The following is a 23,448-nucleotide window of genomic DNA, read 5'->3' on the forward strand; positions in this document are numbered from 1 at the left end:
CTTGGCGTCCATGCCGTCGATCAACATGGGAAAACCGTCATTTACAACCGGAAAATGCGGGACATCGAGGGTATGAACATCGAGGACGTGCTCGATAAAAACATTTTGGACGTCTTCCGCTTCAACCCGGAGCAGCCGAGCACATTGCTTGAAGCGCTGCGCACCGGTGAAAGCATTCTGAACAAGCAGCAAACCTATTTCAATAACAAAGGACAAGCCGTGACAACGGTCAATCAAACACACCCGCTGCAAAAAGACGGGCGCATCATCGGCGCCGTGGAAATCGCCAAAGACATCACCAAATTCCGCAAGCTGATCCAAGAGCACCACCAACGCGGTGAAGCCGGTCACACGTTTGCAGACATCATCGGCCAAAGCGAAGCCATGCAAAAGGCCATCCGCCTTGCTCGTCATGCCGCCCGCTCCGAGGCGTCTGTGCTGCTCATTGGGGAGAAAGGGACAGGAAAAGACTTGCTCGCTTCCTGCATTCACCACGAAAGCGAACGGCGAGCTAAGCCGTTTTTTGCGCAAACGTGTTTGTCGCTTCCGGACGATTGGATGGAAACGATGCTGTTTGGCAGCGAAGAAGACGGCGAGATCCAGCCCGGCTTGTTTGAACAAGCGGACGGCGGCACCGTCCTGCTTGACGATATTGACTCGTTAAGCCTGCCGCTTCAACAAAAACTTGCCCGTTTCCTGCAAGAAAAACAGTTTGTCCGCGCCCATGGCCAAGAACCGGTTCGTGCGGACGTTCGCCTCATCGCCTCGACAAGCGGCGACCCGATTGACGCGGTCCAAAACGGAGAATTGATCAAATCGCTTTACTACCAAATTGCCGTCCACTGCATCGTCCTGCCGCCGTTGCGCGAACGGAAAGAGGACATTTTGCCGCTCGCTATCCATTTCATCCGTCAAGGCAACGAGCGCTATGGCCTACATGTCGAAGGACTCGGCGATGACGTGCAAGAGGCGTTTCTTGCTTACAGCTGGCCCGGCAACGTGCGCGAGCTTGAGGCCGTCATTTTGGAAACGATGGCGACGATGGAACAAGAACAAACCATCACCCTCGCCCATCTGCCTGCCCCTTTTCGAGCCAAGCTGGCGCCCGACGAAACGAAAACGGACTTTTTATTTGATACGGAAGACATTTTGCCTCTTGACAAATACATGGAAGAAGTCGAAATTTACTACATCCGCAAGGCGCTGCAGCATCACGGCTTCAACATCACCAAAACGGCCAAAGCGCTTGGTTTGAGCCGACAAAACTTGCAATACCGCATCCGCAAGTACCAGATTGATAAGGAATGGGGATGAAAAGGCGAAAAGCCTCAGCCAGCGGGACGGCAAAAAGGACAGGGGAGGTCGCTGTGGATGATCGACGCTCATATTCATCTCGACCAGTACACGGACATCGATGAACAAATCAACCGTTGGCAAGAAGCGGGCATCACCGGCGTCGTCGCCGTATCCACCGATTTGCGCTCCAGCTGCCGAACGCTCGAGTTGAAACAGCGATTCCCTTCCTTCGTCTACGCCGCCATCGGTTTTCATCCCGAGCAACCGCTGCCAAGCGAAGCCGATTGGAACGAATGGACAGAGCTTGTCAAGCAAGAGCGGCCGCTGCTCGCCGCCATCGGCGAAGTCGGGCTGCCATACTATTCAGCGGAAGCATGCGCCAAGCTGCCCGCGTATCAAGAACGATTAACCGAAATCGCGGCCATCGCCGCGGATGCTTCCTTGCCGCTCGCCCTTCACGCCGTCTACGACCGCGCCGAAACCGCCTTGGCCATCTTGCAGCAAGCTGGTGTCCGACAAGCCCATTTCCACTGGCTGAAGGCCGAGCCTGCCGTGGTCAAACAAATCGTCCAATGCGGCTACTACATCTCCGTCACGCCGGAAGTGTGCTACCGCGAGCGCGACAAGCAGCTGTTATCCCTCGTTCCCATCGAGCAGCTGCTCCTTGAAACCGATGGCCCATGGCCGTTTGCAGGCCCGTTTGCCGGAAAACTGACGACGCCGTTATGGCTATTGGACTCCGCGCGAGCCGTGGCGGCACACTATGGCCGAGATATCGAACAAGTCAAAACCATGATCACGGCGAACACAAAACGGCTTTACGGTTGATCTTCCTTATGATACGATGAAACCAAATCTACATCGAAATGAGGGAAACATGATGGATCATAATGAGCGAGTGCGCCAACAGCTGATCAAAAGCGTTTCCGGGCTGTCGGACGAACAGCTGAACACCCGGGCGGCGAAAGGGAGTTGGACCATCGCCCAAGTGCTCGAACACCTGTACTTAATCGAAACATCGATCACAGCCATGATCGCCCATACAGTGACATACTCCCACCACCTACGCTTCGCTTAGAGGTGGGGGCTTCTCGGGTAATCCCATCTCATGATGGGAAGTTGACCGAGCGATCCCCGTGTGCCCCACGGTTCGAGGACAAATTAGACGATCGCCAATCGTTTCATGCCCTCATGTTTGATATTGATGGCCGCATTGACGTCCCTGTCGCTCTCGAATCCACATTCACAACGGAATGTCCGTTCAGAAAGCGATAGAGACTCCTTGACTCGACCGCAACACGAACACGTTTTGGACGAGGGGAACCATTTGTCGATTTTGATCAGCTTCTTCCCCTGTTCGGCCAGCTTGTACTGAAGGAAAGTGGTGAACATGCCCCAGCCGTTGTCATGAACGCCTTGACCGAAATGGAGGGCTTGTGACATCCCTTTCATGTTGAGGTCTTCGATGACCACGCAATCATACCGTTTCGCTAATTTGTGCGACTCCTTATGCAGAAAGTCCTTGCGCTGGTTGGCAATTTTCTCATGCAGCTTCGCTACTTTCAGACGCTGTTTGTGCCAACGATTCGAGCCTTTCTTTTTACGAGACAATTTACGCTGTTCTTTCGCTAATGTTTCCAATGCTTTGCGATAGAATCGAGGATAATTGGCTCTCTTACCCTCGCTATCGACATACAGCGTACTCATGGAAAAGTCAAGCCCAACAACCGTTTGTACTTCTCCTAAATCCGTGACAAAACATCTTTACAATGGTCGCAAACCGTTGATACGATAAGGGAAAACGACGTTGACGACTCTTCATCAAGTAGGTGAATGCGATGAAAGATTTCCCGATTCGGTTTGTATTGACAGATGAAGCGATTACGCCAAGTGCGGGGCTTGCTCTCGTGGGTTACTTACTGCACCAAACGAAGCTGGATAAGCGAGTAAACGCCCTTCGGCTCCCAACGGTTCGTCGAGATGTGCACATTTCCCATAGCGACGTCATTCGCTCGATGATCGGCTTGTTTGCCACAGGAAAAACGGATTTTGATCATATCGAAGCGTATCGTCAGGACGATATCTTTTCGACATCAATGGGCATTCGGCACGTACCTTCCTCCCCAACGTTGCGACAACGACTCGATCAGCTCGCTTGTCTTCCGATGACCGAAACGATTCTTTGGGAGGAGTCCATACGTCTGTTGATTCAACGACATGCCACTTTGTCCCCTTGTTGGACCAAAGGAAAGACGACATGGCTTCCCCTTGATATAGATGGTTCCCCATTTGACAACTCCGATACGAAAAAAGAAGGAGTGAGTCGAACGTATAAAGGATTTGACGGTTTTACACCGTTGTTTGCGTATGCAGGGAAGGAAGGGTATCTCGTTCATGCCGAGTTGCGTCCAGGGAAACAACATGTACAAGACAACATGCCTTCGTTTTTAACTACCGCCATCCGTCGAGCTCGTCCGCTGACCTCGTCTCGTCTGCTTGTCCGCATGGATGCAGGAAACGATGCGGAAGCGAATGTGCACGTATGTCTAAAGGAAGACGTGGACTTTGTCATCAAGCGAAACTTACGCCGAGAATCGAAAGCGCTTTGGTTCCAGATCGCTTCGCAAAAGGGCAAACGTGTCGATGATGGACAAAGCGAAGGAGTACAAACCTATGAGCTATGCCTTCCACAGAAGGCAGCGATCGATGGAAACACGTACACGTACGTTCAAGTCACCCAAGTGACGGAACGGACGATGGAACGAAATGGACAGCTGATGCTCGTTCCTGATTATGAAGTGGAAAGCTACTGGGTGCGCCTCGAGGGATACGAGCATGTTCGAATGAGTGATGTGCTCGCATTGTATCACGATCATGCGACATGCGAACAGTTTCATAGCGAACTGAAAAGCGACTTAGATTTAGAGCGGCTTCCATCTGGGAAGATGAAAACGAATGCGCTCGTGTTGGTCATGGGAGCATTCGTGTACAACCTTCTTCGCCTGATTGGACAAGATCTATTAAGCGATCCGAGACATCCGTTGCACCACAAAGTGAAACGCCGTCGCATCAAGACGATTATTCAGACGGTGATCACGATGGCAGGTCGACTCGTCCGTCGATCACGACAGATCTGGATGAAACTGACGCGAAGGAGTGGCTATAGCGAGCCCCTACTGAACATTTACATAAAATGGAGAGAAGGAGCATAACGAACGATTGTTCGCAATTCTGTACTCATCCTAACCCTCTGTTCTTTTTTGTTTTTTCTTTGGTTTATATACCTAACTGTAGATGAGCAAATTCACTGACATAAATTGACAACTAAACAAAAAAGGAGACATGAACCGGACTCCTTGGGTAAAATAGATGTGTTCAAAACCCATTCACACAAGGAGGTTCATGTCTCATGAATAGATTAGCACATCACCAAGGAATCCACAAGTTTTTCTTCACGCTGGGGTTGACGCTGCAGCTTTCCAAACCGGTCATCAAGCATCTCATTCATATTGTCGATGCCTTGACCACCAAGGGATTCTCGGGAACATTGACTGATATTCATTACTGGAGCTTTCATCCGAATCATCGAACGACGCTCAGTCACTTTTTCACGAAAAGCCCTTGGAACGAGGAAAGGCTGCTTGGGAAGCTTCAAGAGTGGATCCTTTCCCAGGTCGAACGACTGGCCAAACGGAAGAATCAACCCCTTTTTGTTTCGATTGATGATACGATTTGCCAAAAAACAAAGCCTTCGTCACGGGCTGTGCACGCCATTCAAGGGTGCGACTGGCACTACTCGCATAAAGATCATCAATCGGTCTGGGGGCATTCGCTCGTTTGGCTGATGGTGCACACCTTCACGCAGGCGTTCCCATTTGCGTTCCGCCTGTATGACAAGAAAGCGGGAAAAAGCAAGATCGACCTGGCGATCGAGATGCTTTCCTCGCTCAAGGTGAAGCGGGCTCAGCCGGTGTATGTGCTCATGGATTCGTGGTATCCGTCCAAAAAGCTCATCGAAGCCTGTCTGAAACAGGGATTCCATGTCATCGCGATGCTCAAGACGAACCGGATTCTCTACCCGAAAGGCATCGCCATCCAAGCCAAGCAGTTTGCCCGCTATATCGAGTCCAAAGACACCCGCCTCGTCACGGTGGGGCAGGAGCGTTATCGCGTGTATCGCTATGAGGGGGCCATCCATGGCCTCGATGACGCGGTGGTGCTGCTGGCTTGGAAGGCGGATCAGCCGATGGCGCCGGAACATCTTCATTGCATCTTGAGCACCGACCGGGAACTCGGGGACGAAGACATCTTGCGTTACTACGCCCAGCGCTGGACGATCGAGTGCTTTTTCCGGCAGGCGAAAGATCAACTGAAGCTGGATGGATACCGCGTTCGCCACATTCGGGCGGTGAAACGGTATTGGGCGGTGGTGCTGTTGGCCTGCGTGTACAGCATCGCCGAATCCCGACAAAACCTCTCCACCGGGCTGGAGCTTCTTCGGTCGCGGAAAGACCACAGCGTCGTCGAGTTCATTTATGACGCTGCAAAGCAAGATATTCCCATTGATGTGATCAAAAAACAGCTCCGTATCGCGTAAGGGGTACCCTGTTTGTCTCTCTAACCATGGAAATTATTGTAATGAAAAATGCTCATCTACAGTACCTAAAAAAGATATTTATTTCATTTCTGAGAGTGAAGATGACATCTGTTTTAAACATAAAAAGGGAATGGTGGATCACGCATCCATAAAACCAGCAAAAAAGTCAAAGTCGATGTCAATCCATCACGGATTCAGGCTTCTTTTAGGGCAGGTTGATGTTCGTACTCTGTGAGAATAGAAATATAGTATTTTCCTGTTTTGGTTTTCGTGATCGTACAAGACTTGATGATATGGTGGGCAGGAATCTCCCGGTGTTGCTTGAACTTGATCCATTTCAGTTTGGGCAGCTTGATATAGCCATCTGAAAGCTTGATGTTGCCATTTACCATATTTGTGGTGTACGACTGTTTCGCCTTGCGGTTTTTGAACTTGGGAAATCCAGCGCGGCCAGAAAAGAAGTGTTGAAACGCTTTCTGCAAATTTAGTTGAGCATTTGCCAGCGCAAGGCTGTCCACTTCTTTTAGCCAAGGAAACTCCTTTTTGTACTTGGCAGGGGTCGGAAATGTTTGCTGTTTCAAGGATTCTTGATCGTCCTTGAACTTTTCAAACATTTGTATGCGTTCTTCAAGCATTTTGTTATACACAAAACGGACACAACCGAAGGTTTTGGCGAGCAATTCTTCTTGTTCTTTTGTTGGGTATAGACGGAACTGATAGGCTTTGTTTGCCATATCGACACCACATCACTTCATACCTTGATTTTCGATATATTTTTTCTAAAACTGATTGTATCATAACACACAAAAAAAGAGACAACTTTAGGCTATACCTAACCGAAATTCATCTCCCACTTTCACTTCGTTTAGAAGTGGGAGACTTCTTTCGGAAAGATGTTAAAAGGCCCGCTTCCGACGCCACCGCGTGGGGGCGGGCTGTTTCTTTGAGACAAAGCAGCGTTCTCATTTGCCACAGCACTTTTTATACTTTTTCCCGCTGCCGCACGGACATGGGTCGTTACGGCCGATTTTTCGCTCTTTTCGGCGGTATGGGATGTTGGTCGGCCGCGGAGGTGTTTGCAGCACGGCTTGAAAATGGCGATACCGCTGCTCGGCAATGGCTCTCCACGTTTCCAGCTCCGGGTGATCGATCTCTAGAATCGTATAATAGGCGTACGCGTTCTGTTCGACATCAATCATCCAAGAACGCCCTCGTTTTTCCGCTCTTTTTACATACTGCTCTACTTCTGGGAGCGCCTCTTTATCCAGCTGATGGCAAAGCGCCTCAAAGCAAAATGCTTGGAGGTCATCATCGCGCTGCTTGGAAAAGACTTCTCGCAATACACGCACGGCCTGTTTAGATTTGATGTTGGCGAGCACATGAATAGCGGACAGCGCCGTGTCTTCCTGAAACGCATATGGGCGCACCGCTTCGATCGTTTCTTCACGTTGGAACATCGATAAGGTGGAAACGGCTTGATCAACAAGCACATCACCGTCTTGTTGTTCCAACAGTCGGGCGAGGCGGGGAATATATTCAGCGGCGCCGACGAGCGAGACCGCATACACCGCCAAAATGCCGTCATACGAAAACCAAGGCTGTTGCTCGTTTTTCATCCATGTCAGACCGATATCTTCCTTCGTCATCCATCCGCGTTCAACGAGAATGCGCACGGCTTGCTTGGCTACTAAAAACCAATCGTGATTGTGAAACTCTTCCTCGTGCAAATGCGAAAGCACTGAAAAATAGTGTTCCCATACGTCATCTTCCGTTCCTTCTAAAGCAAGGCGGACAGCTCGCTGCCAAGACCGCGGGAAGTGAGGGAGCAGCTGTTCTCCGTATTTTTCGAGCTGGGCGGCTGGAAACGGGAAAAACCAACGGATGTACTTCGCTGCATCTTTCATGCTCAACAACTGCTCAAGCGCTCGGTCGGTCAACGGCTGTTTGGAGATGCCGTGCAAAATCATCCTCCGTGTTTCTTCGTTGTCCGCCGTTACAGCCTCATCCACCAAACGCTCCACAAGCGCGGCTGGAATATCCGGATACTCTTCGATTGCGTCAAACGCAAACTGGCGGAGGACAGGATGGTCGCTAAACAAATGCGGCTCGATTGTTTGAATAAAGGACATGATCACACCTTCTTTTTTTCTGAAATTTCCCCCCGTCGCTGACAGAATATCGACATTCAACCTCCTCGCGACGGGTTTGCGGGTTCTTCCTTCATACATGGAACACAAGCAGCGGCCGATGCGATGGAAATGGGCAGCCAAAGGAGCTCTTGGTCATTTCAAACATCACAGCATCTCCTCCTCTATCATAGACAAAATCCGCTTGATTTGAAACCGTTTTTCCTTCTCGCAAACTCGCTTGTTTGATATGCTAGAAGTGGAAGGAGGTGAAGAGGGTGGAAGAAAAAACGATATTGGCGCAAATTTTGCAAGTGCTTGATTTGTACGCGGCGGATATGCGCAAGCAGTTCGAAGCGCTCTATGAAAAATTCGACTCGCTTCAACGCCAAGTCCAAGCGTTGAATGAAAAAACGGATGAAATGGACAAGCGCATCGAGGAGATGGATGGACGGTTTGAGCGGCAGATTGCCCAGTTGGAGCGCACCGTGAACGAACGGTTCGAACGGCTCGAAGCGAAACTCGGCCACATCCGCGTGGAACTAGTTGAAACACAAGAAACGGTCGACTTCCACTCCGTCAAAATCGCCCAGCATGATTGAAAAATCCGCCATTTGCTTCACGCTCGATAAATCCTCCACCGCCATCACGCCCCCACCCTCCCATCAAGGTGGGAGCGTTCGCATCAAGAAAGCTCTCGGGCAAGGTCGGCCGCCAAGGCGGCGTTGTTTTTCACTAAGGCGATGTTTGCTTTTAAGCTTTTGCCTCCGGTTAACGTTTTCACACGGTCAAGCAAAAACGGGGTGACCGCTTTGCCGGTGATGTGCTTTTCTTCTGCTTCCTTGAGCGCTTGTTCGATGATGGCCGTGATATACGACTCCTCAAGCTCATCTTCTTTTGGGACAGGATTGGCGATCACAACACCGCCGTTTAACCCAAGCTTCCATTTCGTTTCGATGAACTGAGCGATTTCTTCTGCGCTGTCGAGGCGATAGTCGACGCGAAACGGGCTTGTCCGCGAATAGAACGCCGGCAGGACGTCCGTCTGATAGCCGATGACCGGAACGCCGTGCGTCTCGAGGTATTCAAGCGTCAAGCCTAAATCCAAAATCGATTTCGCCCCGGCGCAGACGACCGCGACGTTTGTGCGCGAGAGTTCCTGCAAGTCAGCCGAGATGTCCATCGTCTGTTCGGCGCCGCGGTGCACGCCGCCGATGCCGCCGGTCGCAAACACGCGGATGCCCGCCATCTGGGCGCAAATCATCGTCCCCGCCACGGTCGTCGCCCCGTGTTTTTTCATGGCGACGACATACGGCAAGTCGCGGCGGCTCACTTTTTCTACATCGTGGCTTGTCCCTAACAATTCAAGTTCGTCATCCGTTAACCCGATTTTAATCTTTCCATCGATGATCGCGATCGTCGCCGGCACGGCGCCGCGGTCGCGGATCAGTTGTTCGACGTCTTTCGCCGTTTGCACGTTTTCCGGGTACGGCATGCCGTGGGAAATGATCGTTGATTCTAAAGCGACAATCGGCTTTTTTTCGGCCTTCGCTTGAGCGACTTCTTCGGAAAAGACGAGAAAATCATTCATATCACTTCGTTCCCCCTTCGCGAAAATACCGCGCATAGGCGGCTTGCAACAGGTGTTCATTCAAAGCGGGATGCACCGTTTCGGCCGTTTGCAGCGTAAGCGCCGCGCTGCTCATCCCAAAGCGGCAGGCGTCTTCCACCGTATGTCCGCCTAAGACGCCGTACAAAAATCCAGCCGCAAAGGCGTCGCCCGCTCCGGTGGCGTCGGTGACCTCAACCTTCGGCGCCGCAATCGCTTCTGTTTCCCCTTGCTTGGTGGCGTACGCGACGCCGTTTGCGCCGCGCGTGACGACAACGTTCTGGGCGCCGGCTTGAAGGATCGCTTTCATGATGTCGTCCGTATGTCCGTCGCGTCCCACAAATTCCTTAGCCTCCGCTTCATTCGTGACAAACCACGTCACACCAGACAAATCGCTGGGCAACCGCTTCACTTTTGGAACCGACACCGTCACAACACAAAGCGGGATGTCCTCTTGGCGACATTGTGCAATCACCGAACGAATGACAGCCTTCGGGAAATTCGTGTCAAGCACGACCGCAGAAATCGGACCGAGCCGAGTCCATTGCTGCTTTAGCCATTCTTCCCCCACTGTATCATAAATGGCCATATCCGCCAAGGCGAGAACCATCTCGCCGCGTTCATCGAGCACCGCTGTATACGTCCCGGTGTTCGCTTTTGGCGTTCGCACGATGAAGCTCGTATTGACATATCGGCTCGTCACGTCAACGAGCCACTGTCCATCGCGATCATCGCCAACGGTGCTGACGAGCGAAACAGGTTGAGCAAGCCGTCCTAAGTTTTCGGCGATGTTTCTCGCCACCCCACCCGCGGTTTGCGTCGTGGTGACGGGATGGGACGTGCCGAGCCGAAACGGAGTGAGCAACCGCGCCTTTCGGTCGACGTTCGCCCCGCCAATGCAGACGATCGAGGCCGCTTTCCCCATGCCTTTTCCCTCCTCTCCCAATGAACACCGCTGTCCTCCTTCCGCTCTCCCAAAACAAGGAAAACGATTTCAAACAAGCAGGCAGCTGCTCTTGTCGAAGCCTCACTGCCCATTGTACCATATGCCATCCTGCATAAAGAAAGCACCCCGCCAAAGCGACGGAACGTTTAGTTTTTGTACGCGCAATACGGACGCAGTTTGACGCCGATCAGGCTGCCGAGGAAAGCAAAGACAAACCACGCCCAGCCGTGGGCGCTGAATGACGCAATGCCGCCGAAATACGCGCCGATATTGCAGCCGAACGCCAGCCGGGCGCCGTATCCCATCATCAGGCCGCCGATCAGCGCACCGATCGTCATGCGCGTCGGACGCTTCCATTGCACAGGCTTCGTATAGCGGCCCGCGAGCGCCGCCGCCAATAAGGCGCCGACCATCAAGCTGATGTCCATCACAGTCGTTGTATCGTAGTAGAGGGGATTCGCAAGCGCCTGCCGTTTCGCTTCATCTTGCCAGTACGCCCAAGCGGTCGGGTCGATGCCAAACAGCTGCACGAACTTCGCTCCCCAAAGGGCGAAGGCGGACGTAATGCCCCAAGGCTTGCCGCTAATCATCAGCACAAGCGCGTTCGTTACAGCCAAGAGCAACGCCCCGACCAGAAGCGGCCACGGCCCTTTGTAAATCGCTTTCCAGCCATGATGGTTCTCAAGCAATGCAGCAACGCGTTGGCCGTGGCGTCGTTTTTCCATCACCGTCACCGCATAGTAGACGACCGCAAGCAAAACCAACTGAAGCAAAAACCCTCCCAAGGGGCCGAACTCGCCAATGAACGAGAACGGCTCCCATTGCGGCATCTTCGCCCACACGTCAAAGTGGGTCGTCGCAATGACGGAGCCAGCGATGAACCCGATGAGCGTCACGATGCCGTTCGCATCGCCCCCGCCGATATGGTACAACGTCCCCGACGCGCAGCCGTCGCCAAGCTGCATGCCGATGCCAAACAGAAAAGCACCGACGATGACCGATACTCCCACGCCAAATACATACCCTGACACCGGGTGCCCGAGCGCCGAGCCTTTCACGAGCAGCGGCAAAAACAACGCGCTGGCTGCCGCCATCATGATCATCTGTGCCCGAATGCCTTCCCCTTGGCGGTACAAAATGAATTTCCGCCAGGCCGAAGTAAAACCGAAATGGGCCTGATAAAGCACAAAACCGCCGAACGCTCCCAACGCGCTTGTTGCCAGGACACACGGCTGTATAAGAACAACGTGCCACCGATCAATATGAGGATGGAGACCGCAATAATCCACGCAGTCGGATGTTTCGGGGCGTTCGCTGCTTGTTTCGCGCGAACGTCTCGTTGTTGTGCGGTCACTTCCACGATGCGTTTCCCCTTTTGTTTTGGTTGATGAACGTATTCTATAATATTATAAAACCAATTGATTTGCTACGATTTAAGCTAAAAAGTTTCAATGTTGCGGCCGGTCGGGTATAATAGCAGACGAACATTTTCTTCGGAAGGAGATGACCATGTGGAACGAGTTTAAAAAATTCGCCGTCCGCGGCAATGTCATCGATTTAGCCGTTGGGGTGATCATCGGCGGGGCGTTTGGCAAAATCGTTTCCTCGCTCGTCAATGACATCATCATGCCGCTTGTCGGGCTGATTCTAGGCGGCATCAATTTCAGTGATTTGTCTTGGAAAGTCGGCAAAGCGGAAGTGAAATATGGGGCGTTTATCCAAACAGTCGTCGACTTTTTGATCATCGCGTTTTCGATTTTCCTGTTTGTGAAATTGATCAACACGCTGTATGAACGGGTGAAAAAGCAGGAAGAGGTGAAGGAAACCGCACCGACGCTGACGAAAGAGGAGGAGCTATTGACAGAAATTCGCGATTTGTTAAAGCAGCAGCGGGAAACGCTGTGAAAGCCTGTCTCGGAGGTGGACAGGCTTTCATGGCGCTGAAACTTCTCAATCGGGTTGATGGAATGGCGGCGAACCTGAAAATCGCAGCCACCCCATCGATGTCCGTTTTCATCGAAGCGCCGCACTCCCGTCAAAGCAGCCAATATGCGAGCGGCGCGGTGAGGATGAGCGTCAAGACGGTGCGTTCGAACCAAATGACAAGAAGCCGCGGCAAGCTGAGCGGGATTTCCGTAGACAAAATGCATGGAATGACAGCGGAAAAGAATAGGATCGCTGATACGGATACAACCGCAATAATGAATTTCGTGACAAGCGGAGCTTCGGTGACAAGCAAAGCGGGCAAAAACATTTCCGCGATTTCAATGGCCGAAGCTTTCGCGGCCAACAACGGTTCAGGGATTTGCAACAGAAGGGTGAATGGATAGAACAGGTAACCCAACCAGTCAAACACCGGCGTATATTCAGCGAGCAACAGCCCGATCAGCCCGACCGACATAATGGAAGGCAAAATGCCCATCGTCATGATAAAACCATCGCGCAAGTTTTCCCATATGTTCGTCCCGATCCCTTTTGACTGCGCTACCGCTTTCATCGCCTCAGACCAAGCTTGCTTCATATAGCTTCCCGTCACTTTTTGTTCGGGATCTCCTTTGCCGTCGTAATACTCGTCGCTCATGCGGCTCAGCGGCCAAAGCCGGGCGGTAAGCGCTGTAACGGCAAACCTGACAAGAAATGTCACCCAAAAATACGTATTCCAGATTGGCATGAGCCCCAATGTTTTCGCGACAACGACCATAAATGTCACCGATACGGTGGAAAAGCCGGTAGCGATGATCGCCGCTTCTTTCACGGTATATTTGCCTTCTTTGAACACTTTATCTTAATTAGGCGAGAAGACTCCCACTTCAACGAAGCGAAGCGGAGTAAGTGGGAGATGAATCGCCTTAACTATATTTTGCTGAAAATAGGATAGATTCAGTAAAATATAGTATAATACCCGTGGTGCTAGTTGAGTCTTAACGCTCAACTAGCCCAAGAACAACAAGCGAGTAAGCCAGTAAAATACCATCCAGTGCCGTTTCAAATCCAGAAACCGAGTTCGCTCGAATCTCGGTGATCCGATACGAATCGACTAAAATCGAAAACACGGTTTCCACCACTTTACGTTTTCGCTTCATCCACTGTTTCCATGCGTCCGATTGGCGAATTCGCTGATTTTTTCGAACGGGCGTCCAAAAAGCGACTCGGTGCTCTTCGTACAGCTTCTTTTGCAGATTTTGGCTGATATACCCTTTGTCACCGAGGTTATACGGATGTGGAATTTGCGTCATGACGGTTTCAGCGGCCACCCGATCGTGACAAGACGCTTCGGTGACGACATATCCCATCGGAAGCCCTTGGTCGGTGACCTGCAGATGAAGTTTCAACCCATAGAAAGCGATCTTTTTCGAAGCACAATAGCCAATATCGGCGATTCCACGGAATCGTTTGACGCGATGCATTCGAGCTGAATGACACAGCTCGATCGGCAAGCTGTCCACGACCGCATACGCATGGTGCTGCCCACGCTTGGCCAGCTGGTGCCGAATCCACTTGATCGCAAAGCCAAGCGCCCGGCAGCGACGGTTGTATCGAGAACGTTCAGGGAACAAGTCCTTGGAAAACAAATTCCCAATCACAAACCGATGCCAAGCCCGTTCGGAAGTGAAGCCCAACAACTTTCCAAGGACATGGACGGCGATGATGACCTCGTCCTTCTGTTTCAACAAATGACGATTTCGACGTTGAAGAGGAATCTGGATACTCGATAGTTGAGCGGATACAAAACACAAAATCGATGCATATTGTTTTTGAAGTTTGACACGATCTGTTGTAAAATGAAAGTGCTCTTGCATGAGAACCTCTCCTTTTGATGTTTGGTTGCACTTTCATTTTAAGGAGTTCCTCATGCAAGGGCTATTTTTATGCTTGTCTGATTTTATCTAGCACCACGGGTTTATAATTAATTAATACTGTAGATGAGCAAATTCACTTACATAAATTGACAACTAAACAAAAAAGGAGACATGAACCGGACTCCTTGGGTAAAATAGATGTGTTCAAAACCCATTCACACAAGGAGGTTCATGTCTCATGAATAGATTAGCACATCACCAAGGAATCCACAAGTTTTTCTTCACGCTGGGGTTGACGCTGCAGCTTTCCAAACCGGTCATCAAGCATCTCATTCATATTGTCGATGCCTTGACCACCAAGGGATTCTCGGGAACATTGACTGATATTCATTACTGGAGCTTTCATCCGAATCATCGAACGACGCTCAGTCACTTTTTCACGAAAAGCCCTTGGAACGAGGAAAGGCTGCTTGGGAAGCTTCAAGAGTGGATCCTTTCCCAGGTCGAACGACTGGCCAAACGGAAGAATCAACCCCTTTTTGTTTCGATTGATGATACGATTTGCCAAAAAACAAAGCCTTCGTCACGGGCTGTGCACGCCATTCAAGGGTGCGACTGGCACTACTCGCATAAAGATCATCAATCGGTCTGGGGGCATTCGCTCGTTTGGCTGATGGTGCACACCTTCACGCAGGCGTTCCCATTTGCGTTCCGCCTGTATGACAAGAAAGCGGGAAAAAGCAAGATCGACCTGGCGATCGAGATGCTTTCCTCGCTCAAGGTGAAGCGGGCTCAGCCGGTGTATGTGCTCATGGATTCGTGGTATCCGTCCAAAAAGCTCATCGAAGCCTGTCTGAAACAGGGATTCCATGTCATCGCGATGCTCAAGACGAACCGGATTCTCTACCCGAAAGGCATCGCCATCCAAGCCAAGCAGTTTGCCCGCTATATCGAGTCCAAAGACACCCGCCTCGTCACGGTGGGGCAGGAGCGTTATCGCGTGTATCGCTATGAGGGGGCCATCCATGGCCTCGATGACGCGGTGGTGCTGCTGGCTTGGAAGGCGGATCAGCCGATGGCGCCGGAACATCTTCATTGCATCTTGAGCACCGACCGGGAACTCGGGGACGAAGACATCTTGCGTTACTACGCCCAGCGCTGGACGATCGAGTGCTTTTTCCGGCAGGCGAAAGATCAACTGAAGCTGGATGGATACCGCGTTCGCCACATTCGGGCGGTGAAACGGTATTGGGCGGTGGTGCTGTTGGCCTGCGTGTACAGCATCGCCGAATCCCGACAAAACCTCTCCACCGGGCTGGAGCTTCTTCGGTCGCGGAAAGACCACAGCGTCGTCGAGTTCATTTATGACGCTGCGAAGCAAGATATTCCCATTGATGTGATCAAAAAACAGCTCCGTATCGCGTAAGGGGTACCCTGTTTGTCTCTCTAACCATGGAAATTATTGTAATGAAAAATGCTCATCTACAGTTAATAGTAAGAATTCCATCTGTCAGTTGCACTATCATTACCAACAAGCAATGATAAGCTTCTCGATATGGAACTATAACCTCCAGATAAATTAATTGTTGCTGACAATCTTGCTTCTGCTTTTGCACTATCTGTTTCTGTAGCACGAATTATTCTCATAGATGGGTTGGTGTAGGTACCTCCAGCAACCCAAATATTCCAGTTGCCAGCCCATTGTATTGAGTCATAATAAGGACCTACTATAGTATAGTTTGCGTAGAAGGAAAATCCATAAGTAGCAAGTTGATAGCTTACTTTTCTGTTTTTGCATGTTGTGGTATAAGTTACAGTTGTACAACTACCACCGGAAATGCTTTGTGGTATGATAGTGCTTATTGTTTTATTGTCTTTTAGTGTGTTAGTTACTACAGATGGGTCGGTGTATTCAGTTTGTGCAGCAGAACCATCTGGGAAGAAGTATGTGATTTTAACGATGTCTCCATTAACCGACTTAATTGTTTTTACAGCTTTTTCTGGGCTTAGCACGTCTGCATCCAACACTTCTCCATTTTTTAATTTATCAATCAATTCTTCTGCCTTTTCTGGTGTAACACCCATTTCAATTTGGGGTCTTCACCATTTTCTGTGATTTCTACTCAATCCTAGAGACATGTTAGCTGGATGAAATAGGTTCATCAGTCAGGATCCTTCTTCCGCATACAGACCACGAAGTTGGTAGAATGGAAACAGTCAAGTGCTTTCCTTGACGGGTTCCATTCTACCAACTATCATACCGATAGCGGAAGAAGGGAGCGCTTAGGCAGCCTGGCTGCCTGTAGTGTTCCCTGTACACTCCAGAAATACACGTAAACGAAACCGTTCTAGATTTCGATAGCCATATGCCCGGCGTTTGATGTTTTTGATCTTGTGATTCGTCCCCTCGATTCGGGCATTCGTATATGGGCACAAAAAGTAGGAAAGAATAGGCTCCTTCCACCTTTCAAGCGTGTTGGCTGCTTCCTGAAAAGAAGCAAAAGGGCTCTGTTTGGCTAACTTAATCCATTCTTCCAAGCGTTCCTTTGCTTCATTATATCCATCGGTTCGGTAAAAATCCCGAAACAACTCTTTCAGATAATAAGCAATGGAAAGTGCCGGATACTCCTCCAAGATATCGTCTAATCGAAGCCGTTGGTCCTTACGAAGCTTTTCACAGCCTTTTAAGAGAAGATATCGAGCCTTTTTCAATGGAGAAAATTCCTTTCTTGCTTGATCCAAGGCTTGTGTCACTTTTTGAACCACATGGTACTTATCGATGACAATCGAAGCAGATGGAAACAGGGTACGAACCGCCTTATGATAAGGTCCCCACATGTCAAGAATCACCGTTTGGACCATTTCTTTCGACAGGATATTTTGGCTCAACAAGTTGATGGCGGAGTCACATTGGCGATCGGCATGCATTCCCATGACCGATCCGGCTCTGGCATCCATCAATACGGTTTCATACTGATGTCCCTTTTTTACCGCGATTTCATCTAAGCTAAGCACCATTCCTTCTTGAGAAGATGCTTCTATCGCTGTTTGACGCTCTTTTGCTTTTTTCGATGCGATGGAGTAATAAATGCGTTCCAATGTTGTATATGGGATGCGGTGCTTTCGGCTAACCTCTTGAATGGTGGAGCCTTCGCAAAGTTCATACAAGTACTCACAAAATCGATTGGTGTAGTGTTGATTGGGTGGAATCGATTCCAAAGAGGCGGAAAACACTTGGGAACAATTCCAGCACCGATAGCGCTTTACCTTTACGAACAAGTACACCGGTTGATGGAAAATCGCCAAATCCCGTACTTTTCTTGTCCGTCTGTCGTGGACAGAGGAAGTGGCAAACCCACAATGAGGGCAACGTTCCTGTGTCTCTGTTTTCTCTACATGAATCGCATAACCATAGGAAAGAAGTTCGTGTTTAATCACTTTCAATTCTGGCAATCCTAGTGGTATCGAAAGCACTTACGAGACCTCCTTAATGTTGATTTCACCGCTAACATTATGGCCAGGATCTCGTCAGTGCTTTCTCTTTTTTGTCACTAAATCACAAAATTTGGTGATGAGCCTCAATTTGTTTTTGTTTAATAAGGTTATAATCTTCTTGCGTGTATGTAACTACATGTTGTTCTGTATCGTTAGCTTTAGCTTCCTTTGCTTCGATGGTGTTGGTGCTAAAAAACATTAGCCCAAATACAATAATTAATGACAATAGTTTGCTTATTTTTCCCACTTACTCCTCTCCTTTCCTTATTTGTAATTTCAATCGTATTATACATCATTTTCTTTTGTATGTAAATACATTGTAATCACAACGTAATAACAATTCAATATTTTTTCTCTTTTTTTGATTTACTGAAAAACCTGAATGCCATAACAATGAGCCCAATAGAAACTACAATGATAAGAATTGAAGATACTTGAAAGATAATGTCACCCATATTCATCTTTTAATCACCTTTCTATTTTTTATTTAAATTTACAATATTGTATAAATATTATAACACGTTAAATTAATTAGTCATATAATTTTTTCCGGTTCATCACCAAATTTTGTGATTTAGTGACAAAAAAGAGAAAGCACTGACGAGATCCTGGTGTAAATTAGCACATTATTTCAGAATCACTTTTTCAAATTATTTCAGATGGATTCTGAAATAATGTGCAAAATTTTTGCGGATTGTTCCGGATTTTGCACATTCTTTCGGAACGTTTGCACGCTCTTTCAGATGAAGATTTCCAGCGCGCCTGATGGACCGATGGAAAAGAGAAAGCACAAAAGAGGCCGATTCGGCCCCTTTCGTGCTAATACCCCATTTCCTCTGCGGCCATGCGCACCATTTCTTCGTCAATGGCGTCCTTTTTCAGCTGATACCCGTATAACAGGCACGTCGTGGCCAACGTGTTGATCACCCGAGGCCATCCCCGCGACTGCAGGGCAATCGCCTCTAACGCCGATGGGGTGAAGATCGGATGCTTCGCCCCGGCCTGTTTCATCCGATGCTCGATGTAGCCCGCCACCTCTTCCCTCTCCAGCGGCCCCATCCGGTATCGCATGATGATCCGTTGGTCGAGAGGGTGGTGCTGATTGAGCCGCAGCTTCCCCTGTAAATGGGGCAGCCCGGCCAAAATCAAGACAAATGGGTTGGTCGAATCCATCTCAAAGTTGAACAAGATCGCGATGTCCTGTAAAAATGCATCCTTCGCTAAATGCATCTCGTCCAAAATGAACACCGGCGTGATCCGCCGTTCATGATACATGTAAATTAGCACATTATTTCAGAATCCCTTTTTCAAATTATTTCGGACGGATTCGGAAATAATGTGCAAAATCTTTGCGAATTATTCCAGGTTTTGCAGATTATTTCCGAACATTTGCACATTATTTCGGATGATTAACTAGAATGAGGATGGATCGGGATGAAACATAACAGGGGCCGATCAGCCCCTGCTGTGTCAGTACCCCATTTCTTCGGCTGCCATACGCACAATGTCTTCGTCAATCATATGTTTTTTTAATTGAGCGCCGTATAACAGGCAAGTGGTGGCGAGGTTGTTGATGATCCGCGGCCACCCCTGCGACTGCAGGGCGATCGCTTCTAAGGCAGCTGGGGTAAAAATCGGGTGTTTCGCCCCCGCCTGTTTCAGGCGGTGTTCGATATATCCTACCACTTCTTCCTTATCAAGAGGCCCCATCTGGTATCGCATGATGATTCGTTGGTGAAGCGGACGGTGTTGATTCAACCGTAGTTTTGCCTGTAAATGGGGCAGCCCCGCCAAAATCAAGACAAACGGATTTGTTGAGTCCATGTGAAAGTTGAACAGGATCGCGATATCCTGCAGAAAGGCATCCTTCGCTAAATGCATTTCATCGAGGATGAACACTGACGTTACCCGTTGTTCATGATACAAGCGCTCGATCCCTTGTTGGATTTGATAAAACAAGTCGACCTTGCGGTATTTCGGCTCTTCCCCGAGCCCGAAGGCAAGGCCGCGATAAAAGTCCATCACGCTTCCCGTTGACAATGGAAAATAAACGACGTGATACAGTGACGGATTCAGGGATTCCTTAAACGCCCGAAGGGCGAATGTCTTGCCGGCCCCTGGTTCACCGATCAATAGCCCGATCCCTCTTGTTCGTTTCACGTAGTCCAAAGCGGCGAGGGCCTCTTGATACGAGGCCCCTTGATAAGCCTCTGGTGGATTCGTCTCCTTCGAAAACGGCTCTCGGGAAAGGGAATAAAACGTTTTATACATCGTTTTCGCCTCCCTCTACCGGAACCGCCGCAAACGGTGACCGATGGCGTTTCACATAGGCATTGTCCTCGAAGCGAACAAGGACCGCTTCGGCGACCCGTTGACCGTCTTCGTACACATACACGCCTTGTTCATCATAACGGAGTTCGATCGATTGTCCGATGAACCGGGGCGGAACTTCATACAGCTGCTTGTTCAACGTGACCGTACCATCGGCCTTCACTTTACGGTATTCGCGTTTCAAAAAGATCGAGTCGAGCCAATCCGAATCCTCGACGAACGACACCAAATGGACTTGCGATTGAAACACTTCATGTGGCGTCTTCCCGTTCAACGAGGCATGCGGTTTTCGATGGTAATCTTCCTCCAACCACTTCCAAAATCGCTCGTTTAGCTCTTCGAGCGACTTCGGTGAATTCATTTCGAGCAACGGGTAAAACCGCGTCTGTACGGTGCGGAAAAATCGTTCGATTTTCCCTTTGCTTTGCGGATCGTACGGCTGGGTATGGATCAAGGTGATCCCTAACTCCGCGCAGGCGTACTGCAAGGGTTCCGCCCGATAAATCTTGCCGTTATCCGAGTAAATTCGCTTCGGCTTTCCGTATCGAAGCAGCGCTTCCTTGGTTACGATCCGCAACCCGTCAAATTTCTCGGAAGAGAAAAACTGAGCGTACGGCACGACCCGCGAGCAGTCATCGATATAGGCAATCAAAAACGTTTTTTGCGTTTTGCCATTCACGCGAATCAACGGGCCATGGGACAAATCACCTTGCCAGAGCTCATTGACCTGATCGTACGCGAATCGTTTTCGTTCAGGAATCGGTAAAATTTCTTTCCCCACGAGGTTGTATTTTTTTAAAAGTCGGTATATAGTGAAATAAGAGATGGATTGGATTTCCCCCTGCTCGATAAGGTGTTGGTAAAACACCGTCACGGGCATGTGGGGGTGTTTTTTTCTCAGGGCTAAAATGTGATCCTCTTCTTCAGGTGACAGCCTCCGGGAATGGCCACGGTCCGACCGTCGTTTCGGCTTCAGCGCCTCAAAGCCCCCTTTTTTGTACTGCGTGCACCAGTCGAGGATCGTTTTGGCGGCGATGCGTTTCTCTCCATGGTGGGGAACTTGATGGATCCGTTCCGCTACTTCCTTCAAGTACGTTTTTGGATCGACTTGTCCATTCACCAATGGAGCGATCAATCCATACCGAAATAAAGCGATCTCCTGTCTCATCGACTCATTCATTTCGATCTCCTCCTTCGTTCATCCCATTCTAGGACCTTATCGGTCCATCCTGTCTCTATCCTATCGGATCATTCCCCCGACCGTCGAGAGGAAAGGTTTGTGGAATCTATAAATGATTCCATATAAGGGGATATAAGTAAAATCAGGAACTGAATGTACGTGCAAAAAGATGCGTCGATCGGTGCTCCCATATCTCTTGGATGACGAAAAAGAGGCCGATCTCCTCCATCGTCTGGATCCACCATAGGGCTCGTTCTCTCACTTGGGCGATGGCAGGACCAATTTTTCTCCAGCGCTCCGCAAAAAACCAATGAAGGTGGTTCAAATTTCGGAATAAACGTCGGACATAAAATAAAACCCCTTCATCCGTAGGAAGGAGTGGAGCCTCCTCCATCCCCCGTTTCGGAGTCAGGCCCAACCGTTCTTTCACCACTCTCCATATGGTGGGCAACGTATACTGAAAATAAGGGAGAAGAAATGAAGGCAACACGGCCACCGTCCTCCTGCACTCCGGGCAGCGATACCGAGCGATCCAAATGCGATAAGACTGATGCGACGTCACGGCATTTCGTTCGTAGTACCCATGGCGATAAAGAGGGCGTTTTGCCTGGCAATGAGGGCACCGCTTAAGAAGGGGAAAGTCGTTTTGTTTTCCCCGCTGGGCATATGTCTGGACATCGACCTGAAAGTCATGAAACCGAATCACGTCCTCGTCCCCCCTCTGGAAATCACCCATGTCCCATTCCGAAATAATTCACAAAAAATTTAGCACATTCTTTCGGAAAGGGGGAGAGGGATATTCCGAAGGAATGTGCAAAAAAGAGTCTTTTTTGTGCGGAAATAAAGTGATAATTTACAATCCCTCGATCGCCTGCTGGATTTGGCGGAAGAGGTCTACCTTGCGGTACTTCGGTTCCTCTCCTAATCCCAAGGCCAAACCACGGTAAAAATCCATCACGCCTCCGGTGGATAACGGAAAGTAGACGACATGATACAATGATGGATTCAATGACTCTTTCAGCGCCCGAAGGGCGAACGTCTTGCCCGCCCCCGGCTCTCCGATCAACAGCCCGATCCCCCGGGTTCGTTTCACGTACTCCAGCGCCCGCAACGCTTCCTGAAACGGCGCCCCTTGATACGCCTCGGACGGGTCTGTTTCTTTCGCAAACGGCTCCCGCGAGAGGGAATAAAACGTTTTATACATCCTGTTCGCCCTCCTTCGCCGAAACCGCCGCAAACGGGGACCGATGGCGTTTTACATAGGCGTTGTCCTCCAAACGAACCCGAACGGCCTCCGCCACCTTCCTTCCATCTTCGTACACATAGACGCCCCGTTCGTCATAGCGGAGTTCAATCGATTGCCCAATGAACCGGGGCGGCACTTCATACAGCTGCTTGTTCAAGGTGATCGTTCCATCGGCTTTCACCTTGCGGTGTTCCCGTTTCAGAAAAATCGCGTCCAGCCAATCGATGTCTTCGATCCACACCACTCGTTCCACTTGGGACTGAAACACCTCATGCGGCGTTTTCCCATCAAGCGAGGCGTGAGGTTTTCGATGATACTCTTCTTCAAGCCACTTCCAAAAACGCTCGTTCAACTCGTCAAGCGACTTCGGCGGATTCAGCTCCAACAGCGGATAAAACCGCGTCTGCACGGTGCGGAAGAACCGTTCGATTTTCCCCTTGCTTTGCGGATCATACGGCTGGGTGTGGATCAAGGTGATTCCCATCTCGGCGCACGCATACTGCAGCACCTCGGACCGATAAATTTTCCCGTTGTCCGAGTAAATGCGTTTCGGCTTCCCGCAACGAAGCACCGCTTCCTTCGTGACGATCCGCAGCCCGTCAAACTTCTCCGAAGGGAAAAATTGGGCATATGGCACTAACCGCGAGCAGTCATCGATATACGCGATCAAAAACGTTTTCTGGGCTTTCCCATGGACGCGAATCGTGGGTCCATGGGATAAGTCCCCTTGCCATAGCTCATTGATCTGGTCATACGCAAAACGCTTTCGCTCCGGCATCGGCAAGATTTCTTTTCCCACCAGGTTGTGTTTTTTCAACAATC

Annotated in this window: 19 protein-coding genes and 6 pseudogenes; 8 read left to right on the top strand and 17 right to left on the bottom strand. The window is 49.9% G+C overall.

Annotation, left to right across the window (positions count from 1 at the left end):
- The 3 genes from CD000_RS08475 to CD000_RS08485 all read left to right on the top strand — a co-directional run.
- A partial coding sequence (locus CD000_RS08475) for a sigma-54 interaction domain-containing protein (protein WP_096225448.1) occupies positions 1–1,314 on the top strand: 1,314 nt, incomplete at its 5' end.
- A 57-nt stretch (positions 1,315–1,371) separates the two neighbouring features.
- Entirely contained in the window at positions 1,372–2,124 is a 753-nt protein-coding gene (locus CD000_RS08480) for a TatD family hydrolase (protein WP_074044631.1), read from the top strand.
- Between the two features lie 49 nt (positions 2,125–2,173).
- Positions 2,174–2,374 (top strand): DinB family protein, encoded by a 201-nt coding sequence (locus tag CD000_RS08485; RefSeq protein ID WP_233130418.1) that lies wholly within the window; start codon positions 2,174–2,176, stop codon positions 2,372–2,374.
- 83 nt (positions 2,375–2,457) lie between these two features.
- Here the strand turns inward: CD000_RS08485 and CD000_RS08490 are convergent.
- Positions 2,458–3,036, bottom strand: a pseudogene (locus tag CD000_RS08490) (RNA-guided endonuclease InsQ/TnpB family protein); the annotation flags it as partial.
- Positions 3,037–3,134: 98 nt separating this feature from the next.
- Here CD000_RS08490 and CD000_RS08495 point away from each other — a divergent pair.
- Both CD000_RS08495 and CD000_RS08500 read left to right on the top strand, forming a co-directional pair.
- A complete protein-coding gene (locus CD000_RS08495) occupies positions 3,135–4,508 on the top strand; it encodes an IS1380 family transposase (RefSeq protein ID WP_096225449.1) in 1,374 nt (457 codons plus the stop codon).
- 197 nt (positions 4,509–4,705) lie between these two features.
- Entirely contained in the window at positions 4,706–5,893 is a 1,188-nt protein-coding gene (locus CD000_RS08500; RefSeq protein ID WP_012748853.1) for an IS701 family transposase, read from the top strand.
- A 221-nt stretch (positions 5,894–6,114) separates the two neighbouring features.
- On the opposite strand, the pseudogene CD000_RS08505 reads toward CD000_RS08500, so the two are convergent.
- Together CD000_RS08505 and CD000_RS08510 are read right to left on the bottom strand one after the other, a co-directional pair.
- Positions 6,115–6,627: pseudogene (locus CD000_RS08505) on the bottom strand (RNA-guided endonuclease TnpB family protein); the annotation flags it as partial.
- Positions 6,628–6,855: 228 nt separating this feature from the next.
- A complete protein-coding gene (locus CD000_RS08510; protein WP_096226266.1) occupies positions 6,856–8,022 on the bottom strand; it encodes a HEAT repeat domain-containing protein in 1,167 nt (388 codons plus the stop codon).
- A gap of 275 nt (positions 8,023–8,297) precedes the next feature.
- Between CD000_RS08510 and CD000_RS08515 the strand changes: the two genes are divergently transcribed.
- Positions 8,298–8,621: a hypothetical protein gene (locus tag CD000_RS08515; RefSeq protein WP_096225450.1), complete on the top strand. Its 324-nt coding sequence runs from the start codon at positions 8,298–8,300 to the stop codon at positions 8,619–8,621.
- Between the two features lie 83 nt (positions 8,622–8,704).
- Here CD000_RS08515 and CD000_RS08520 read toward each other — a convergent pair whose 3' ends face one another.
- The 3 genes and pseudogenes from CD000_RS08520 to CD000_RS08530 all read right to left on the bottom strand — a co-directional run bounded on the left by CD000_RS08520 (position 8,705) and on the right by CD000_RS08530 (position 11,934).
- Entirely contained in the window at positions 8,705–9,610 is a 906-nt protein-coding gene (locus CD000_RS08520) for a pseudouridine-5'-phosphate glycosidase (RefSeq protein WP_096225451.1), read from the bottom strand.
- A 1-nt stretch (position 9,611) separates the two neighbouring features.
- Positions 9,612–10,553 carry a carbohydrate kinase family protein gene (locus CD000_RS08525; RefSeq protein WP_096225452.1) on the bottom strand — a complete coding sequence of 314 codons (942 nt, stop codon included), beginning with the start codon at positions 10,551–10,553 and terminating at the stop codon, positions 9,612–9,614.
- A 167-nt stretch (positions 10,554–10,720) separates the two neighbouring features.
- Positions 10,721–11,934: pseudogene (locus CD000_RS08530) on the bottom strand (YeeE/YedE family protein).
- A 149-nt stretch (positions 11,935–12,083) separates the two neighbouring features.
- Here CD000_RS08530 and mscL point away from each other — a divergent pair.
- Positions 12,084–12,479 carry a large conductance mechanosensitive channel protein MscL gene (gene mscL, locus CD000_RS08535; RefSeq protein WP_049625304.1) on the top strand — a complete coding sequence of 132 codons (396 nt, stop codon included), beginning with the start codon at positions 12,084–12,086 and terminating at the stop codon, positions 12,477–12,479.
- 130 nt (positions 12,480–12,609) lie between these two features.
- On the opposite strand, the pseudogene CD000_RS08540 reads toward mscL, so the two are convergent.
- Positions 12,610–13,359: pseudogene (locus CD000_RS08540) on the bottom strand (YjiH family protein); the annotation flags it as partial.
- A gap of 136 nt (positions 13,360–13,495) precedes the next feature.
- Positions 13,496–14,374, bottom strand: coding sequence for an IS982 family transposase (locus tag CD000_RS08545; protein WP_096225453.1), 879 nt, complete (start codon positions 14,372–14,374; stop codon positions 13,496–13,498).
- Between the two features lie 238 nt (positions 14,375–14,612).
- Between CD000_RS08545 and CD000_RS08550 the strand changes: the two genes are divergently transcribed.
- Positions 14,613–15,800 carry an IS701 family transposase gene (locus CD000_RS08550; RefSeq protein ID WP_012748853.1) on the top strand — a complete coding sequence of 396 codons (1,188 nt, stop codon included), beginning with the start codon at positions 14,613–14,615 and terminating at the stop codon, positions 15,798–15,800.
- 62 nt (positions 15,801–15,862) lie between these two features.
- Here the strand turns inward: CD000_RS08550 and CD000_RS18150 are convergent, their stop codons facing one another.
- The 9 genes and pseudogenes from CD000_RS18150 to CD000_RS08595 form a co-directional block, all read right to left on the bottom strand.
- A complete protein-coding gene (locus CD000_RS18150; RefSeq protein ID WP_143425237.1) occupies positions 15,863–16,459 on the bottom strand; it encodes a hypothetical protein in 597 nt (198 codons plus the stop codon).
- A gap of 198 nt (positions 16,460–16,657) precedes the next feature.
- Positions 16,658–17,848 carry an ISL3 family transposase gene (locus CD000_RS08555; RefSeq protein ID WP_096225454.1) on the bottom strand — a complete coding sequence of 397 codons (1,191 nt, stop codon included), beginning with the start codon at positions 17,846–17,848 and terminating at the stop codon, positions 16,658–16,660.
- Between the two features lie 82 nt (positions 17,849–17,930).
- Positions 17,931–18,116: a hypothetical protein gene (locus tag CD000_RS08560; RefSeq protein WP_096225455.1), complete on the bottom strand. Its 186-nt coding sequence runs from the start codon at positions 18,114–18,116 to the stop codon at positions 17,931–17,933.
- Positions 18,117–18,688: 572 nt separating this feature from the next.
- A pseudogene (locus CD000_RS19135) lies at positions 18,689–19,144 on the bottom strand (ExeA family protein); the annotation flags it as partial.
- 195 nt (positions 19,145–19,339) lie between these two features.
- Complete coding sequence (locus CD000_RS08575; RefSeq protein ID WP_011229854.1) at positions 19,340–20,140, bottom strand: ExeA family protein; 801 nt, start codon at positions 20,138–20,140, stop codon at positions 19,340–19,342.
- Positions 20,133–21,380 carry an IS481 family transposase gene (locus tag CD000_RS08580; RefSeq protein WP_011229853.1) on the bottom strand — a complete coding sequence of 416 codons (1,248 nt, stop codon included), beginning with the start codon at positions 21,378–21,380 and terminating at the stop codon, positions 20,133–20,135. Before CD000_RS08580 ends, CD000_RS08575 begins: the two co-directional genes overlap by 8 nt.
- A gap of 142 nt (positions 21,381–21,522) precedes the next feature.
- Complete coding sequence (locus CD000_RS19140) at positions 21,523–22,086, bottom strand: DUF6431 domain-containing protein (RefSeq protein WP_096225038.1); 564 nt, start codon at positions 22,084–22,086, stop codon at positions 21,523–21,525.
- Positions 22,087–22,236: 150 nt separating this feature from the next.
- Positions 22,237–22,584, bottom strand: a pseudogene (locus CD000_RS08590) (AAA family ATPase); the annotation flags it as partial.
- Positions 22,577–23,448 (bottom strand): DDE-type integrase/transposase/recombinase (locus tag CD000_RS08595; RefSeq protein ID WP_096225456.1); only part of this gene is annotated, 872 nt, incomplete at its 5' end. The gene CD000_RS08595 and the pseudogene CD000_RS08590, both read right to left, overlap by 8 nt.

Source organism: Geobacillus sp. FJAT-46040, assembly GCF_002335725.1.
Classification (GTDB): domain Bacteria; phylum Bacillota; class Bacilli; order Bacillales; family Anoxybacillaceae; genus Geobacillus; species Geobacillus thermoleovorans.